Source organism: Kribbella sp. CWNU-51, assembly GCF_054073265.1.
In genome coordinates, this window is record NZ_JBSXMZ010000039.1 from 200,593 (window position 1) to 217,884 (window position 17,292).

Sequence of the window (17,292 nt, forward strand, 5' to 3'; positions counted from 1 at the left end):
CTCGATGCCGAGCTACTCGAGACTTCTATGCCAGGCTGCGCACATGCCGGAAGCTCTGCGACGGCCAGAAGAGTCGAACAACGCACGAGTGCGAGCCGCTCTCGAACAGTTCCGTTCGAACCGACGCGATCCGGCAGAAGGAGATCGTCGGCAGATTCACGCGATCCTGCGAGGGTCACTCGACCGCGGCGTTCGCTGGACATACTTCGCTGTCAACGCTGCCGAGCTCGCCTCACCCCCACGAGCAAAGAAGAGCACGCCAGATCCACCATCCGCCGAGGAAGTCGCGGCAATCCTCAACGAAGCCTGGCGAGACCCGGACTGGGGCCTGCTGCTGTGGCTCGTCATGGTCACCGGCTGCCGGCGCGGTGAGCTATGCGCCGTGCGATGGTCGGACGTAGACCTAGACCGCAAGAAGATCGCTCTCGAACGCTCTGTGACCCGCAGCAACCAGAGCCCAACTGGCCTGAAGGAGAAGCGGCCGAAGGGCGACAAGGAACGCCGACTGACGCTCGACCCGTACACGATCGGCCTGCTACGAGCGCATCGACTCGCGACCGAAACTCAGTGCACGGAGCTCGGCACGAAGATGGCCCGCGATGCCTTCGTCTTCTCGTTAACACCCGACCATGCCGGACCCATCAGGCCAGACACTGTGACCCAGCGGTATCGGCGGCTCGCGATTCGTAACAAGCTGCGCAGCACCAGGTTCCACGCGCTAAGGCACTACTCGGCAACTGAGCTCCTAACCGGCGGAGTCGACCTCAAGACGGTCTCGGGTCGCCTTGGGCACCAGAGCGGCGCGACCACTCTTCGGTTCTGCGTGGCATGGCAAGAAGCCACCTACGGTGCCGCAGCTGACACCATCTCTAACCTCATCCCGCGACCAGAGATGACACCACGCTGGCCGCACGAGATCATCGCCCACGATCTCCGCAAAGCAATTGCCGATGGCACCTACCCCGTTGGGTCGTCTCTGCCGATGAACGAAGACATCCGGGTGAAGTACAAGGTTGCCACCGGCACAGTCAGCCGCGCAGTCCATCAGCTGCGTGACGAGGGGATTCTTCGCGTCGTTTCCGGCAAGAGACCCATGGTGATCGCTGTTCCTACACCAGCGACATAGCGGCTGTTGCCCACAGCACCCCGTACCGCTGGCGGGCGCTCCCAGCGGTGGAAGTCGCCAGCGTTCCGGGCCGTCGGGTCGCTCATCGGGCTCGTTGTCAGCCGAACTAGCTGCAGGTAATTCGCCCGCGCCGCCCGACCCGCGCTGCGGGGCCGGGAACTCGAGGTTCCCGGCCCGGAGCGGTGACTACTGCGTGCCGAAGACCTCCAGTTCCATCATGTCCATGAACTGGCAGCCGGCGAATGGGCCGTTCGGGCAGTTGTTGGTGATGTCCGGGACCTGCGGGCTGAGCATCCAGAACTTGACGAACTTCACGCCGGCGGTGTTGGCGGTCGGCGTGACCTCGTTGTACCGGCCGCGGTTGGCCGCGCCGAAGGTGCCCTCGGCCGCAGTGGCCCAGGTCGTACCATCAGCGGACGTCTCGATCCGGAAGCCGCCGGTGGACGCGCTGCCCGGATCGCCGCAGGTGGGCGACGGGTCGACCGCGAAGGTACTGATGTTCACCGTCGACGGCATCGCCACCACGATGAACTTCGGGATCGGTACGTTCGTCGGCGTGCCCTGGTCGTCGCCAGTGGTGCTGCCCCAGCCGGTGCCCTGGGACAGATCGATCGCGTACGGCGGCGTACAGGCCGGCGCGAAGTCCGGGCCGTTGAAGCTCGTGATCGAGCCTCCACCGGCAGCGGCCGCCCAGTCACGGCGTGGTGCGAAGTTGACCGTCGAGCCACCGGGCGCGACCGTCACGGACTGGTTCAGGACCTCGTACGAGCCACCGGCCACAACCAGCTTCGGATATGTTCCCGGCAGCACGCCGTCGATCGAGTACTTGCCCTGGGCATCGGTTACGTCGGCGTAGTCGCCGGAGTAGCCGGAGTCGTGTCCGGCGATGAACACCAGCAAGTTGGCTAGCGGCGCGCCGGTGAGCTTGTCCGTGACCGTGCCCTGGAGGGTGACCCCGGCACCGGTCGGTGGCACGTGGAAGTCCTCGGCCGGGGCCGTGTCGGCGGCGTCGACGACGCCGGCGAACCAGCCCATGCCGCGGGTCGCGAAGACCCGCCAGAGCGCGTCAGTGTCCTTGCCGCGGTTGACGACCTGGTCGGCCTGCAGGATCGCGTTGCGCATGTCCAGCAGCGACGGGTCGGGCGGAGACAGCTCCATCGCCCGCGTCACCAGCGACGTCGTCCTGGTGTGACCGAAACGCTCGCGGACATCCCACAGCACCTGCGCCCAGAACTCGCCGATGTCGTGCACTTCCGGTCCACGCAAGCCCAGGTTCGGGAAGTCCGCGAACGTGTAACCGCCCGGTGTGCCGTCGAGCGCGACACAGTTCGAGGCGGTCGACCCGACCCTGCAGTCCATCGCCTCCTTGCGGAACAGGCCACCGGCGACCGTGTACGTGCCCTCCCGGACCTCGCCGTCGGTCCGGCCGCTGTCCGGCTGGAAGCCGGTGGTGACCAGGTTGTCCATCGCGTAGAAGTCGCTCCAGCCCTCGCCCATGCCGCGGGCCTGGATGCTGTTCAGCGTGGAGTTGCCGGAGGCATCGACCACGAGCCGGTTGGACAGGCCGTGGGTGTACTCGTGGTAGAGAATGCTCGCGTCGTTCGCCGAACTGGTCGGCACGAACGGGTCACTGGGGTCGGCCGGGTCGTGGAACAGGTACATCTGCATGGTCGGCGGGGTGCCGTCCGGGGGAGTGTTCATGTTCGCGTTGTCGACGTGGCCGGCGTCGGGCAGGCCGCTCGCGGTGTTCGCGCCGTCGATCGCGTTCAGCAGCACCGGGTCACTGCCCTTGGCCTCGAAGTTCCCCGCTGCCGGGGTGAACCCGATCGGTGACCGCTGCAGGTAATCGTGGAAGTTGCTGGCCAGGTAGAACGCCTGGGTCACGTCCTGGTTCAGGTTCGTCCGCCAGGAGTTCGCCGTCGCCGGATCCCAGGTACAGACGAAGGCAGCCGAGCACTGCGGGTTGCTGGCGAACGGCACCAGCCGGTACTGCGCGGTGGTCTTCGTGCCGGGCACCTTGACGGTCTCACCGGTGTTGGCCAGGTCGTCGTCGTTGACGTCGGCGAACGCATAGACCGACGTACCGTCCTGGAGCGTCTGCGCGCCCTTCTGCAGGTAGCCGGCCTTGAAGAAGTTGACCTTCCGCTGGGTGCCGCCCTTGGCCGCGCCGGGGTAGTAGTCCGTCACCAGGCCGTCGCCATTAGCGTGGTCGACCAGCGGCCGGCGATACAGGACGCTGCCGGTCGACGCGTCGATCACGTGACTGTAGATCAGCGTGCCGCCGGCCTGGGTGTACGTCGCCCAGCCCGCGCGTAACCTGCTCGGTGTGTAGAACCAGACCCGCTTGGCATAGTCGCCGTTGCCCCACCGCTTGCCGTCGGCGACGATGCTCGAATCGGTCGCGGCCGCCTTGCCGCCGACGTCCTTGGCAGCCGCCGTACGGGCGCCGTCCGCGGACACCGAGGTGGCACTCGCGCGGGCGGCGAGCCCGGCCAGACCCGGCACCGGCGAACCCATGATGGCAACCAGCTCACCGCGCTTGGTGACGTGCCCGACGATGCCGTTGCCGAAGAGCGGGACGCCGTTCACCCACTGCTCCCAGGACAGGTGGTCGGACCCCTCGACGTCGCGATAGTCCCTGCGCAGGCGCAGCGTCCGCAGGTCGTTCTCGGACAGTCTGAAGATCTCCGGATGCGCCCGGATGTAGTCGAGCACGATCCGGGCCGGCGGCTTGCTGCTCGGTCCGGTGAGGAACCCATTCAGCTTGGCCACCTGCTTCGGCGTACCGGTGGCCGGGTCCACCGAGACGATGCCCTGCAGTCCCAGCGAGTCGCGGAACTTCTCCGTGGCAGCGCCTTCCTTGGCCATAGTCTTGGCGGCCTGTGCGTACGTCGTACGCGCGCTCGGCGTGCGTGCGTCGTAGAAGCCCTTCGCTTCTCGTTGGCTCGGTTCGGCCTGGACGGCTGGTGCGTCCGGATCAGCCTTGGCCGGCAAGCTGGCGGCATTGGCGCCTGAACCCATGGTCATGGCGAGAACGGTGGTCGTCACCGCGCCGATGGCCAGGAGCCCCCTCCCACTGTGTGTTGTTTTCATGGCAACGCTCCGTCGAGGATGTCGCGGGCCTAAAGACCCCTCGGGCGGACCATATGCCCGCACTCACCTCGCGATGAAGGGATCGCGACGCGGCGGCGAACGATCGGTGGGATCCCTTGCCGATCGGTTCCAGCGCTCGTTCAATTCAAGCGCCCGTTCAGTTCCAGGCGTCCACGGCGTTCGCCGGGTCGCGCGTGTTGCGATCAAGCGACCGATTCGGCGATCACCGCACCGGCCGACAGCCACGGCCCGGCAGGTCAGGCGATTCTGGCTGGCGCAAGAGCGAGGGCGTACGTCGACGACTCGGCTGTTCCGTAAACGACCGTTTACAGAACAGCAGGCAGCACCTAGCGCGCTCAACTGACGGGTACCGCCGCGGACCAGGGCGCGATCTTCCGTGTCTGAACCGATAGGCAATCGGTCAACGGCGACGGCGGTCGAAGCCCAGAACGCGCAGATCGTCCTCATCCACGCCGCGCAGCAGCTCGCGGAGGTCCACCTCGAGGACCCGGCAGAGCTTCATCATGTCCGCCATCGTCACTCGCCGGCGCCCATTTTCCAGGTCGCCCACCACGGGCGGCGACCAGCCGAGATCAGCCGCGAGGTCCGCCTGGCGCTCCTGCCTGCGCGCTCGAATGGCACGCACATTGGCCGCGATCACCGCATCGATCGGATCGGGCTTGGCGGGCACAGCGTCATGGTTCACAATCCTCTTCCCGTTGGCGACTCGCCAATCTCGCTGTGTTACAGCTAATAGCATGTACTGAAAGCTTGAAGATCTTCTAGGCATGGAAAATCCGCTCTCCTCTCGAGAGACGAAGTTGAAACGCGGAGTCGAGTGGGCATGAGTCCGGACGATGTCGCCTACGAGTACTACTCGAACGCCGAGTGGGAGGCGAGGTGGATCGAGGAGCATCGCCGCCACATGGTCTGCGCGGGATCCGGCAGCTGGCTCGTGTGTCGGACCCTGCAATTCGGTTCTGCACGTGGCAACGCAACCCTCGTTCGGGGTGCTCAAGACATTCCGCCCATAGTTGGCGGGCGTGCATACCTTCTCTGCTGCTGGCCTGCACGCCCCCTCTCCCCCTGCCTCACCTGCCCAGTGTTCATCACCACTCCCGACTTCCTGGCCGAGCACCTGGCGCAACTGCGCACCACCAAAGAACTGATCATCACAGCCCAGACCAAGGGCAACACCCGGCTGGCGGAGATGAACCAGCGCGTCGCCGCGAACCTCGAAAACATCATCGACACCATCCAGGCACCCGACGTCGCGGAGGCCGACGATGCGAGCTGACAACACCAGCTACCTGGCTGCAGCCACCCAGCAGCGCACCGAGCAAGCCCGAACTAGGGCCGAAGCCGCCCTCACGCAGCTCATCGCCACCCGACAGCCGATCACCGTCGCCGGCTTGGCCCGAGCCGCCGCCGTCTCCCGCTCCTGGCTCTACACCCAACCCGACCTACTCGAACAACTCCGGCAACGCTCCGCCGACCAGACGACCCACAGCACCACCATCACGCGCGCCTCCGACTCGTCCCTGCAACGCCGCCTCGAGCTCGCCCATCAGCGCATCACCCAGCAGACCGAGGAAATCCACAAACTCCGCGACCAGCTCGCTCGCGCCCACGGCGATCTCCGCATGGCCACCATGCCCGCACCCCACAGCAACGGCTGATACCCGGACGCAATCGCCACCGACACTGACAGAAGCCCACTGCTTGCGCCCTGGCCTGTTGCCCTCTCTGCGAGCCATGCTCAACCCTTGGCAGACAAGTTGGACGAGTGGAGGCTCACGTGGAAGACGAAACCGGATCCGACCACAAGGCGATCGAGACAACGGCCGACGCACTCTTCAGTCGGCTCGCACCTGTTCTCAATGTCACCGACCTCGCCGCAGAACGGGAGTTCTACGAACGCCTCGGCTTCCCGGTGATCTACGAGGGCCCTGAGTACCCCATGTTCATCGCGTTCGGCACCGACAGAATCCACTTCGGTATCCAAGAGGCATCCGCCCACAACGACCCTCCAAGCGTGCTCACCTGGCAAATCGCCGTCACCGACGTGGACGTCGCGATGGAGCGCTGCCGAGCCGCCGCAGTCGACTTCGAGCTCGAGCAGAACGATCCGGCACCAGGCTGGAGCTATCGGCGGTTGATTCTGCGAACCCCAAGCGGCTTTCGACTTGTACTGGAAGGGGAATCCGAGCCTCCGCCGACCGAAGACCGCACCTGAGCAGGGCGCCCGTCGAGGACACCGTCCACAACGCAGGACCTCCTGTCGCGCGGGCAGTGACGATCTTTGGGAGTCCACACAACACCGGCGATCATGCGCGGGTCGTTCGGGGTAGTGGCTCCCACCTCGTGTCAGGTTGATGCTGACCCGTCCCAGTCGGGCTGTCTGCGTGCGCTGGGCGGCAGACGCAGCCAGCGCGCCGGGACCTCTGCCCCGGTGACAACCCTGCGCGCTCCACTCGACAATTCGAATCTGAGCTAGCGATCCTGAGGCAAGCGGGCACCGCCGTCTTGGCAAGTTGTCCGGCCCAAGGATGTGAGCAGGATGAGGCCGCCGCGTTGGCCAGGCGTCGATGGCTTCATCCTCGTTGGGTTCATGCTCGTTGGCGCGGTGCTCCTCGGGCTCGGCGTCACAGAGATCGTGACCACCCGGCAGTTCCTGGCCACGGCCTCTGCCGCCGACGACGTGGTCGTCAGGGTCGACACCACCACCGACAAGGAGGGAGACAGCTACTACCACCCGGTCGTGCGGTTCATCACCGCCGGCGGGCGGGTCGTTCAATACACGGACTCCGTGGGCGACGGTAGCCCGCGGGCACACCGCGTTGGCGAGTCGGTCCGCGTGCTCTACGACCCGGCGAACCCCCAAGAGGCCCAGCTGGATACGTGGTCGAACCGGTGGCTCGGCCCCACGATAGAGATCGGCCTCGCCGTGGCGTTCCTGTCCATCAGCATCGTGTTCCTGGTGCCCATGCTGGTCTCTCGCAAGTCCCCTCGTGACAGAACACGCCAAAGCGGCAAGGCATCGGGCCGCGGACGTCGCCGGCCGCGCCCGGCCCCACCTCGATCAGGCGCAAAGCCCAAGCAGCCTTCGGACCAAGAGCCCCCAGAGGACCGGCCCCAGGACTCGAAGGCTCAAGACGAGTAGCCCACGCATCCAGTCACGTACAGCCCCGGACGCGTCTCCTCGCGTCGTCTGGAGTCATCGAGTACGCCGTCGGCCTCGTGGGCGCGGTGCAGCAACGAATACTGCGCCTGGTTGGAGGCGACCGGCAGTGCAGGGCATCCCGGGCACGCCGGCGGCCACAACGTCAATGCGCCTCCGATCGGTCAGACCGCTGGGTCGCCGCCACCGAGTTCGGGCCCGGGGGCGGAACGAAGGAGCCCGAGCGCGAGAGCTAGGCCCCCTGACCTGGGGTTCGAGCGGAGCGATCCGCCGGGATCGAACCGACGACCTTCTCATTACGAGGAGGAATGACATCGCCTCATCTGGCCTCTGCCAGCGACTTTGCCCTCGCCGTGTTCGCACCACGACCACATATCCCGCATTGGTTGACACCACTTCGCACCACGACCGGCACCACGAACGCAACCTGGCCGGCGGAGGCGGCAACCGATGTCCTACCACTACAACGGGCGCCGGCCAGCATATCCGCACGGGCCAGGACTGCGCCGCGATCTTCACCATTGCCCAAGAGCCAGGGAGTCAGGGTGCGCTGCTTCACCCGCCGACCGACTCACAGTTGTGCGGTCAGTTTCGCATCCGGCGTATCGGCCCTTGATCTGGCGGACGTTCGCGAAGAGGGACCGACTTCGACGCTGACCCGTTCGCCGTTGTCAATGAAGAACACCAGGCCACGGCTCACCCCTCCGCGCGCCAGGAAGAACTCCCCGACCTCGGCCGCAACGCCGGGTCGGCTGCGGGTCGACCGGTCACGTCGACCACGGTGCGGCGCTAGCAGCGCTGGGTGCGCTAGCGCCAACACTCGGAATAGGTCATCGTGCTAGTCATGTGGTTCAACATCATCGCCGTGGTGATCGCCGTGGCCGCGCTCGTCGTCTCCTGCCTGTCCTGGCTCGCCACCCACAAGCAGGCGAGGGCGGCCGAGCACGCCAACGCGATTGCCGCCGAGGCGAACCAGATCGTCCGTGATGTCCAGGCAGAGCAGAACCATCAGCAGGCCAAGCCTGAGGTGAAGTTGACGATCGGGGATCCTCCCCCGCAGGGCTGGATTCCTGTCGAGCTGTGGTGCCCGGTGTCCTTCGACTCGGCGACGATCACCGTGCCGCGCGAGTACCTCACCAGCCACCTGTTCGCCGGCCTCGGACCAGGCCCGGCCGACCCGCATCGCCAGGAGTTCAGCCCGACGTTCGATCTGCCGGCCACCGAAGCAGGTGCGACCGCCACGTGCGGCCTGTGGGTCTACAACGCCGACGAGATCTCCGAGCGCACCGTACGACTCCTGTGCGAGATCAGATCCAACGGCAAACCCTGGAACTACGCCATCGAGCACACCTTCCCCGACGCCACTGGCCCAACCATGTGGTCAGGGAGGCTCGGCTAGACGGTAGTGACCATGAGGGTTGTTGCGGACAGCGCCTAAGCCAATCGACCACGCCCATCTACTGGCTTGCAACAAAGTGCAGCCAGTAGATCGCTGGTTGATCCTGCGTACGATGCAACGAATGAACGATGCCCAAAGCAACTACTGCCCTCAGGGCACCAGACAGAGCGAGCGTCGCCGGCCCGGACCGATGCCATGGCGGCAAGGGGCACCGCCAGTTGGGCGGCCGCCGCTACAGTCGGCTATGCAGGGGCTGTACGACCCAACCCACTACCGCGACGGCCAGCGTCGATGGTGCCGCCTTCCAGCTTCGGGCTCCCGCCAGCTCCTACTGGCCGACGGTGGGAGCTGTCTGGGCTGACCGAGCTGGTGCTGGCGTTGCCATGGCTGTGGTGGTCAGTTAACTGCACTAACTGCTCGTCGGAGTTGGCTGGGCGGGCCTTCGTGATGATCTGCGACGTGAATACTGGGGAGCCTCGTTCGTATGAGGAGGTGATGGAGGGGCGTGTCACTCTTCCTCGGGTGGGTGCTGTGTCGGCTGGTGGCCTTTGCCGTGGCTGGTTATCTATGCAGCCGGTCGCGAGCTCGAGCCGGTGAGCCGGTATCTGCGAGATCTTGCGTAGGCGATGCCAGCCCCGCGACGCTACCCGCTCCTGCGAGCAGTGCCGCGGTCAGTGAAAGCCAAAGCCGGGACAACTGCACCGGATCCCGGAGAGTCACGACCGGCTCCTGTGTGTGCTCGGTGAAGCTAATCATCGTCGAGCTCGGACCGCTCCCGGCCGTCTCGGGTCAGATTGCTGCGGTCATCGGCGGCCGAGAGCCGGTCGTCTTTCGAATCCACCCGGTCCATACCGGCTGACATCCTTGCCTTGTGTCCAGGGCTGTAGTCGGCGTCACGAAGAAATGAGTCCAGGCTGGCAGCCCTGTCGCGCTCATCGGCGTCCGCGTCGCGGACGTCAGCCGCCTTGTCGCGCTCATCGGCGTCCGCAAGGATGGCTTGATTCTCCTGGTCACGGTCCGCCTGCGCGGACTCCCTGGCCTCGGCGGCTCTCTCGCGCGTGTCCAACGCCGCCTCTCTCGAGTCGGCGTCGTGCTCGCGCTCATCGGCTCTACCTGAATCATCAGGCGGCGCTGAAGGTGTGGGTAGCTCGTCCATCGGCTTCCCTCTCATCGGCAATGCGCGCTGCCTGCAGGCCACGAACTCGCCGCTCACGGTCACTGCCACTCACACACTGCCCTCTGAGACTACGCCTGCAGCGCTCTCGGCGCTGGGCGGCATTCCCGAATGCCTCACCCAACTCGCCCAGCCGACCACCAAGATCGTCAGCCGACCTCGGGCCGCCATGCCGTTAGTCGACCGTCTTGATTAGTTCAGTGAAGGAGCTGGCTGTCGATCCAGTTCATCGGCACCCCGAGCACCACCGTGTACGTCATTGCCATGATCGCGTGGGGTGCGTTAGCGGTCGGCTCGCTGCACCCGCGTGTCGAGGATGCGATGGCGTGGAAGGTGTGGCGCCTGCGCCCGCCGAATGCGCTGGAGTCACAGCAGGTCGGTCCGGCTTGGTTCGGAGCGCCGCGGCAGGCGTCGACCCGAACGAGTCCCGCGTATGGATCCACGAGGGACCGGAGGCGACCGCGCCGGCGACCGCCGGATCAACCGTGGCGGTGACCAGCTGGGCCGCACTGGTCTTGCCGCGCCGCAACCTCGAGGCTGTCCTGGCGCACGAACTGGCGCACCGTTTGGCACTCCCGCGGCCGGTGTCGCTGATCGTCCACGCGCTGTCGCTGCCAGCCCGCGCGATGGCCAAGGCGATCCGGGTCGGGTGGAGACAACCGATCCTCGGATTCGTGTTGAAGTTCTTCGTCGGTTTCCTCATGATCGGCGTCATCGGCGTGTGGGCGCTGTGGGGGTTCAGCTTCTACATCGTGTTAATGCTGTCGCCGCTGGTCGCGCCGTTCGTCGTACGGGCCGCCAACCGGGCGTCGGAGAAATGGACTGGCCCGACATCCGGGAAGATCTTGAGGGCATGACGCTCACCGAGTTCGACCCATTGCCGGTTCCGGACATCGACCTCGGCCAAGCTGCGGCGGCCCACCCAAGCGGGGGCGTCACGACAGAGCTGGCATGGTCACAGCTCGATGACGACCGATTCGAGCGTCTACTGTATGACCTCCTCCGCGGTTTGCCCAACTATCAAAACGTTCAATGGCTGATGAAGACCCGAGCGCCGGACCGTGGGCGCGATCTGTCGCTTGAACGCGTTACTCGAGACGCTGCGGGTCCAGTTCGGACCGAACGGGTCATCGTGCAGGCAAAGCATTGGCGGAGCAAGTCAATCTCTCCGCTTGAGATCCAGCAGTCCCTCGCGAGCCTCAGTATGTGGGAGCCACCGGCAATCAGGAATTTGATCATCATCACTAGTGGACGATTCACGACTGACGCAGTGTCAATCGCTGAGAAGCACAACAACGACGGCAAGACACCGCTCCTCGAACTCTGGCCCGACAGTCAACTCGAAGCCATGCTGGCTCGTCGGCCAGATCTGGTGGAGGCTCACCACCTCCGCAGGCAGGCATGAGATCGCTGGTTCTCGACGTAGGGGACCCGACCTCGGCCGCAGGGCATTAGCAAGCGTCGATCTTGCGCACAACGGCTGATGGGGTCGGAAGGGCGGCGGGAAGGATTTGATCCACTTCCTTTGGCTCCGATAGAGATGAGTTAAAAGTCGTCGAGTATCCGAAAGTTCCTGTGCGATGCCGCAACCTCCCGTTGGTATCCCAGAACTGAATCGTTGTGCCGACCCCACTCTCTCCTACGCCATCATGGTCACGATCTTCAATATGGCGTAGCTCGCCATAGGGGGACACATCAATCTCAGAGCAGGCAGGCAAGGAGCCTTGCCAGCTCTTGAGCCCGGGTGGTCTTACCGGCGCCGGGAAGCCCGACCATCAAGAACAGCGTGGCGACACTTCTCCGAGGGGCCGTTCCACGGCCTCGCAGAACGGATCACCTTCGTTCAAGACCCAGGTGGAACGATCCGAGTTGACCGTCAGGAGCTCTTCGAAGGCGTCGACTGCTCCGCGGTCACGTCGTGATCGGAGTCGAGCCTGCCAGCAGAACCGACGCCGGACGACGTGGCCGGGCCGGGATGCATCCGAGCCGGCTCGACGCTGGCCGCCAGAACGGGATCGCACCAGCGGTGACCCACAACTGCCAGGTCAGCTGGATGACCGTCGCCAGCACCAGCCAGACCTGGCGAGTCACTGCCGCGCCCGCACACACCGCGAGGGTGCCTGGCTCAAAGCCGTGGGAGCGGCTCAATCGTCGCCACCTGCGAGCAACAACCACTTGGACGCCCCCGCAGACGTCACCCCGGTAGACAGGTAGTCATGTCAGCGGATGACACCAGCCTGTTCTGAGGACACGAAGGGGCGCATTTCAGCGAGAACTCGACCATGGTCACGTAGGACATCAGAGCGTGTCGAGCGGCAGCAGACGTTCGAACCTTGCCGCTCGCCACCGCCTCCATAACCGGGTCGATGGTGCGGACGATGCGAGTCCTCATCTCTGGCTCGCTCTCAAGGGACTGCATAGGCGAATCCTGGTGGAGCGAGGCGGTCAGTTTCGAGAGCAGGTGCTGGGCTAGATAGCTGAAGCTCCGCTATCGTTGCTCGCGAAAGGCGAACTTCCGGAGCCTGGAGTTGGCCAGTGTGGCAAGTGGCGTGGCTTTCATAATCCCTGGGTCGCGGGTTCGAGTCCCGCCCGCCCTACATGAAGCACATGCCGGCCTGAGCCTGGGCTGGGGTCTATGGGTCCAGGGTCGCGAAGACGCCGTGGGGCCGCCCGTGGTGTGTCCCGCCGCGCCAGCCGCATGAGATCTCTGCCCTTGTCCTGACTCTGTCGTGGCCTACAGCAAAGTCGCCGTCACCCGCCGTGGACAATGAAGGCAAGGAGACGTACAAACGCACCATGGATACCGTGCCAAGCGCCGGTCCGAGCCGACGCACCCTCCTGTCCACCGCACTCGTTGCCGCATCCGCCGGGGCAGCGACACCGCTGATCGGCACGGCGCTGGCCTTGCCCGCCCACGCGGAAGTAAAACCACCGGCCCTACCTCCCCCGCCGACGGCGCAGCCGCCGGACGCGGAGCTCAAGTCACTGCTCGCGCAGGTCGACCCAGCCAGGCTCAAGGCGACCGTCCAGAAGCTGGTGTCGTTCGGGACGCGGCACACGCTGTCCTCGCAGGACGACCCCAACCGCGGCATCGGGGCCGCGCGGGACTGGCTGTTCGCCACAATGCAGGGGTACGCCGCCGCCTCGGCCGGTCGGCTCACCGTCGAGAAGCAGTCATTCGTCCAACCGGCCGGCCCCCGAATCCCGGTGCCGACCGTCATCACCAACGTCATCGCCACGCTGCAGGGCACCAGCGACCCGAACCGCACGTACGTCGTGACCGGGCACTATGACTCACGTGTCACCGACGTTCTGAACTCCAGCAGCGACGCCCCGGGAGCCGACGACGACGGATCAGGAGTCGCCGTCGTCCTGGAACTGGCCCGCATCCTGTCTGCTGCCCGCCAGCCGGAAGCAACGATCGTCTTGGCCGCTGTTGCCGGCGAGGAGCAGGGACTCTTCGGGTCGGCGTTCATGGCGGCACAGATGAAGGCCGCCGGCACCGACGTCCAGGGCATGATCAGCAACGACATCGTCGGCAGTAGCACCGCGGACGACGGCACCCGCTACAAGCACCTCGTGCGGCTTTTCGCTGAGGGCGTCCCGACCTCGGAGACGGCCTCGCAGGCCTCGATCCGCCAGTCCATCGGAGGCGAGAACGACGGGCAGTCGAGACAACTGGCCAGGTTCATCCGCGAGGTCTCCGACAACAGCGTCACGGGCATGAACGTCCGGACGATCTACCGGCGCGACAGGTACCTCCGGTCTAGCGACCACGTCTCGTTCCTGCAACAGGGCTACCCCGCCGTGCGGCTGACCGAGGAGGCCGAGAACTTCGCGCACGAACACCAAGACGTCCGCGTCGAGAACGGCGTGCAATTCGGCGACCTGATCCAGTTCTGCGATTTCGACTACATCGCGGGAGTGACACGGGTCAATCTGGCGACGTTCTGGTCCCTAGCCAACGCACCCGGCACGCCCAAGAACGTGCGCATCGACACCACCCAGCTCACCAACGACTCGACGTTGCGCTGGGTTGCCGACAGTTCTGCCGACCTTTCCGGCTACCACGTGGTGTGGCGGGAGAGCACAGCACCGGAGTGGGAGCGCGCGATCCCGATCGGCAACGCCACCGAAGTGACACTCGACATCTCCAAGGACAACGTGCAGTTCGGGGTACGCGCCGTCGACACAAACGGCCACCACAGCCCGGCCGGCTTCCCCGCGCCCGGCTAGCGACATCGGCCGCCGGCGCTCGCATAGCGGGTTGCCAAGACCGCACAACGCGATCTGGAAGTCGCGGACGCCGGGCGCCGGCGCGTCAATCAGCGCCGGCGACTGGAGGACGAATCGGTGACTTGGGCGTGAGGGGCGGGCTTTCTCACGCCCGCGCCTCGTCGAATGCGATCGCGGCGATCGTCGCCGGGTCGGTCTCGGCGATCTGTTGCAGAAGGGTGCGGGCGGTCTCGACCTGGGTCGCGTCGAAGAGGCTGAACACCCGACGGGTGGCCGTGCCGATCCGGTCACCGACCGACGCGTAGCGCTCAGCTCCCGCGGGCGTGAGGCGGAGTAGCTCGTTGCCGTCCTCGATGAGTCCAACGGTGGCGAGGCGCGCGAGCAGCGCGTCGACGCTCGCGTCGTCGTACCCACTGCTGGAGAGCAGCTCTCTGACGGTCGTTGTCGGGATAGCCCCTCGCAGGCCGAGGGCGTTGAGCGTGAACCACGCGCCGGGCTCGAGGTCCTCCTCGGTCAGGATCTGGGCCAGCGGACCGCGCAGGTTGCGCTCAGCAAGTGCTATCGCGGTGCCGAACGGGAGTGTCGGTGCGTCCACGGTCTTCCTTCCTAAGATAGACAGGTAGCTGTCTATCTACCGTAAGCGAAAGACAGGAGGCTGTCTATATGCCCGGGCATCCCCAACCACTCATCGGGCTGCTGTTGCGCCTGGCGAACCAGCGCTGGTCCACGGAGATGGATTCAGAGCTCGAGAAGCTCGGTGTCCGCGGCCTCACCGCCGCACACGCACGGGTGATCCCGTTCGTACCGCCTCAGGGCGTCAGCGTCCAGGCGCTCGCCGCCAAGGCCAACGTGCGCAAGCAGACCATGGCCCGCAGCGTCGAGCAGCTGATCGCCGCCGGCCTGGCCGAGCGCCGTCCGGACCCCAACGACCGGCGCGCATCGCTCGTCGTACTCACCGAAGCCGGGCTTGCGATCCGACCGATGTCCCGCAAAGCCGGAGGCAGTGTCGAGCGCACCTGGGCCGACCAGCTCGGCGAGGACCGACTGGAGGCTCTCCGGGCGGCGCTGATCGAATTGGTCGGGTACGACGCAGAGATCTAACTGGGTATGCCGCAAGGAAGGGCCTGCCCCAGCAGGCACCTCGCCACGCGACCTACCCAGTTCGCCGGCACCCTCGACTCGATGCCCAGGCTGACCGGGCCAGGTGCCCGAGGATTAGTACGACGCAACGCTGCGCGGGTCGAGAGCGTCGGCCGGAGACAGTCCAGCGCGGGTGCGAGTCAGAACAAGCTTCAGGACGGTTGGACGAGCGGATTAAGGTGATGGACCAGGAGACCGCTCGGGAGTGGCTCGACCGGTACGTCTACATCCGCCGCCCATGAACGGCACGGGCATCGACCGCTCGGCAACTCGGCGAAGGAGTCCGGCTGGGAGGGAGCCTCGTGATTGAGCAGGCCAAAGCGGTGATCGTCGGACCGGAGGATCCGCGCTATGCCGATCTCGTCGGTAGGGGTAGCCGGAGATTCGCGGGCAAGCCGGACTACGTGCGACTGGTGTGCTCCACCGAGCAGGTGGTGGATGCCGTGCAAGACGCGGTGGGCCAGGGCTTGCGGGTCGCGGCACGCAGTGGCGGGCATTGTCTGGAGAACTTCGTGGCCGACCCGGCGGTGCGGGTCGTCATCGACACCTCGTTGATGACAGCCGTCTCTTACGACTCACAGATGGGCGCGTTCGCGATCGAGCCGGGCGTGCGGCTGGGCGAGGTGTACCGGCGGCTGTTTCTGGGCTGGGGCGTGACGATCCCGGCGGGCGTCTCGCCGAACCTCGGTATGGGCGGGCACGTGCTGGGCGGCGGCTTCGGTTACCTGTGCCGCCAGCACGGACTGGCCGCAGATCATCTGTACGGCGTCGAGGTGGTCGTGGTGGACGAGACCGGCACCGCGAGAAGCGTGACGGCGACCCGCGAGCCGTCCGATCCCAACCGCGACTTGTGGTGGGCGCATACCGGTGGCGGGGGTGGCAACTTCGGCATCGTCACCCGATACTGGTTCAGGTCACCTGATGCCGCGAGCAACGATCCTGCCCGGCTGCTTCCGCAGGCGCCGACCTCGGTACTGACGTTCCAGGCTGAATGGAGTTGGCGCGACATCGACCGGGCCACGTTCGGGCGGCTGGTCCGCAACTACGGCGATTGGACCGAGCGCAACAGCGACGCGGCCTCGCGCTTCGCACAGCTGTACAGCACCCTCGTCCTGAACCGCCGCCAACAGGGCACGCTCGAGCTCACCGGCCTGGCAACGGCCGGGACAGACGCTGACCAACTGGTGAGGGAGCATCTGGACGCCGTCAACGACGGGGTCGGCGCACCGTGCACCTGGTCGACGAAGCGGAAGTCGTGGTTGGAGTTCGCGCTCAACCCGGCGCCCGGCCTGGCCGGGGTCGATCTGGAGAACGCGGTCTTCAAACTCAAGGACGCCCTGCTGCGCAAGGGCTTCTCCGACCAGCAGATCGAGACCGCCTACCACCACCTCACCCGCACGGATCACGACATCAACGTGAACCTCGGCATGACGACGTACGGCGGCAGAGTCAACACCGTGGCCACCGACGCGACGGCATCGGCGCACCGCGATGCGATCTTCACCACCGCGGTCACCGCCGGCTGGCAGGAGCCGCGGGACGAGGCGCCTACCATGCTGTGGGTACGCCGGTTCTATCGAGACCTGTTCGCCGACACCGGCGGCGTCCCCGTTCCAGGCGACGTCACCAGCGGAGCGTCCATCAACCATCCGGACAGAGACCTGGCCGATCCAGAGTGGAACACCTCCGACTGTGCCTGGTACACGATGTACTACCGCGGCAACTATCCCCGCCTCCAAGGCGTCAAGCTGCGCTGGGACCCCCGCGATGTGTTCCACCACGCCCTGTCCATCCGCCCGACCCCATCGACCACAGCCGAAGACATCCAGGGCTAGAGCGCAGACCCAGCGAGGGCTACTGATCAGCACACGCTCATCGGCAGACCTGTGCCATGTGTCGCACATCAGTTGGCGGAGATCTGTCGCGGTTCTGTTGTCGGATTA

16 protein-coding genes are annotated in these 17,292 nt (G+C 65.9%); 11 read left to right on the plus strand and 5 right to left on the minus strand.

Annotation, left to right across the window (positions count from 1 at the left end; translation table 11 throughout):
• Positions 1–43 precede the first annotated feature (43 nt).
• The gene (locus tag ACXC9Q_RS32360; RefSeq protein WP_457060454.1) at positions 44–1,126 is read left to right on the plus strand and encodes a tyrosine-type recombinase/integrase; all 1,083 of its coding nucleotides are present in this window, start codon (positions 44–46) and stop codon (positions 1,124–1,126) included.
• Positions 1,127–1,312: 186 nt separating this feature from the next.
• Here the strand turns inward: ACXC9Q_RS32360 and ACXC9Q_RS32365 are convergent, their stop codons facing one another.
• Both ACXC9Q_RS32365 and ACXC9Q_RS32370 read right to left on the minus strand, forming a co-directional pair.
• Positions 1,313–4,153 (minus strand): M36 family metallopeptidase, encoded by a 2,841-nt coding sequence (locus ACXC9Q_RS32365; RefSeq protein ID WP_457060455.1) that lies wholly within the window; start codon positions 4,151–4,153, stop codon positions 1,313–1,315.
• A 487-nt stretch (positions 4,154–4,640) separates the two neighbouring features.
• On the minus strand, positions 4,641–4,910 hold the full coding sequence (locus ACXC9Q_RS32370; RefSeq protein WP_457060456.1) for a helix-turn-helix domain-containing protein: 270 nt from the start codon (positions 4,908–4,910) through the stop codon (positions 4,641–4,643).
• Positions 4,911–5,063: 153 nt separating this feature from the next.
• On the opposite strand from ACXC9Q_RS32370, the gene ACXC9Q_RS32375 reads away from it, so the two are divergent.
• The 5 genes from ACXC9Q_RS32375 to ACXC9Q_RS32395 all read left to right on the plus strand — a co-directional run bounded on the left by ACXC9Q_RS32375 (position 5,064) and on the right by ACXC9Q_RS32395 (position 8,799).
• Entirely contained in the window at positions 5,064–5,516 is a 453-nt protein-coding gene (locus ACXC9Q_RS32375) for a hypothetical protein (RefSeq protein ID WP_457060457.1), read from the plus strand.
• Positions 5,506–5,898, plus strand: a complete 393-nt coding sequence (locus tag ACXC9Q_RS32380) for a DUF6262 family protein (protein WP_457060458.1) — start codon at positions 5,506–5,508, stop codon at positions 5,896–5,898. The genes ACXC9Q_RS32375 and ACXC9Q_RS32380 overlap by 11 nt, the downstream gene beginning before the upstream one ends.
• A 119-nt stretch (positions 5,899–6,017) precedes the next feature.
• A complete protein-coding gene (locus ACXC9Q_RS32385; RefSeq protein WP_457060459.1) occupies positions 6,018–6,455 on the plus strand; it encodes a VOC family protein in 438 nt (145 codons plus the stop codon).
• Between the two features lie 324 nt (positions 6,456–6,779).
• Positions 6,780–7,382 carry a DUF3592 domain-containing protein gene (locus ACXC9Q_RS32390; protein ID WP_457060460.1) on the plus strand — a complete coding sequence of 201 codons (603 nt, stop codon included), beginning with the start codon at positions 6,780–6,782 and terminating at the stop codon, positions 7,380–7,382.
• Between the two features lie 862 nt (positions 7,383–8,244).
• Positions 8,245–8,799 carry a hypothetical protein gene (locus tag ACXC9Q_RS32395; protein WP_457060461.1) on the plus strand — a complete coding sequence of 185 codons (555 nt, stop codon included), beginning with the start codon at positions 8,245–8,247 and terminating at the stop codon, positions 8,797–8,799.
• 748 nt (positions 8,800–9,547) lie between these two features.
• On the opposite strand, the gene ACXC9Q_RS32400 is transcribed toward ACXC9Q_RS32395, so the two are convergent.
• The gene (locus ACXC9Q_RS32400) at positions 9,548–9,955 is read right to left on the minus strand and encodes a hypothetical protein (protein ID WP_457060462.1); all 408 of its coding nucleotides are present in this window, start codon (positions 9,953–9,955) and stop codon (positions 9,548–9,550) included.
• Between the two features lie 404 nt (positions 9,956–10,359).
• On the opposite strand from ACXC9Q_RS32400, the gene ACXC9Q_RS32405 reads away from it, so the two are divergent.
• Together ACXC9Q_RS32405 and ACXC9Q_RS32410 are read left to right on the plus strand one after the other, a co-directional pair.
• Entirely contained in the window at positions 10,360–10,830 is a 471-nt protein-coding gene (locus tag ACXC9Q_RS32405; RefSeq protein ID WP_457060463.1) for a M48 family metalloprotease, read from the plus strand.
• On the plus strand, positions 10,827–11,378 hold the full coding sequence (locus ACXC9Q_RS32410; protein WP_457060464.1) for a restriction endonuclease: 552 nt from the start codon (positions 10,827–10,829) through the stop codon (positions 11,376–11,378). The genes ACXC9Q_RS32405 and ACXC9Q_RS32410 overlap by 4 nt, the downstream gene beginning before the upstream one ends.
• 506 nt (positions 11,379–11,884) lie before the next feature.
• Here ACXC9Q_RS32410 and ACXC9Q_RS32415 read toward each other — a convergent pair.
• Positions 11,885–12,064, minus strand: coding sequence for a hypothetical protein (locus tag ACXC9Q_RS32415; RefSeq protein ID WP_457060465.1), 180 nt, complete (start codon positions 12,062–12,064; stop codon positions 11,885–11,887).
• Positions 12,065–12,769: 705 nt separating this feature from the next.
• Here ACXC9Q_RS32415 and ACXC9Q_RS32420 point away from each other — a divergent pair.
• Positions 12,770–14,209, plus strand: coding sequence for a M28 family metallopeptidase (locus ACXC9Q_RS32420; protein ID WP_457060466.1), 1,440 nt, complete (start codon positions 12,770–12,772; stop codon positions 14,207–14,209).
• Positions 14,210–14,354: 145 nt separating this feature from the next.
• Here ACXC9Q_RS32420 and ACXC9Q_RS32425 read toward each other — a convergent pair whose 3' ends face one another.
• Positions 14,355–14,804, minus strand: coding sequence for a MarR family winged helix-turn-helix transcriptional regulator (locus ACXC9Q_RS32425; protein WP_457060467.1), 450 nt, complete (start codon positions 14,802–14,804; stop codon positions 14,355–14,357).
• Positions 14,805–14,872: 68 nt separating this feature from the next.
• Between ACXC9Q_RS32425 and ACXC9Q_RS32430 the strand changes: the two genes are divergently transcribed.
• Together ACXC9Q_RS32430 and ACXC9Q_RS32435 are read left to right on the plus strand one after the other, a co-directional pair.
• Positions 14,873–15,310, plus strand: coding sequence for a MarR family winged helix-turn-helix transcriptional regulator (locus tag ACXC9Q_RS32430; protein ID WP_457060468.1), 438 nt, complete (start codon positions 14,873–14,875; stop codon positions 15,308–15,310).
• 341 nt (positions 15,311–15,651) lie between these two features.
• Positions 15,652–17,184: an FAD-binding oxidoreductase gene (locus ACXC9Q_RS32435; protein WP_457060469.1), complete on the plus strand. Its 1,533-nt coding sequence runs from the start codon at positions 15,652–15,654 to the stop codon at positions 17,182–17,184.
• The last annotated feature ends 108 nt before the right edge of the window (positions 17,185–17,292 follow it).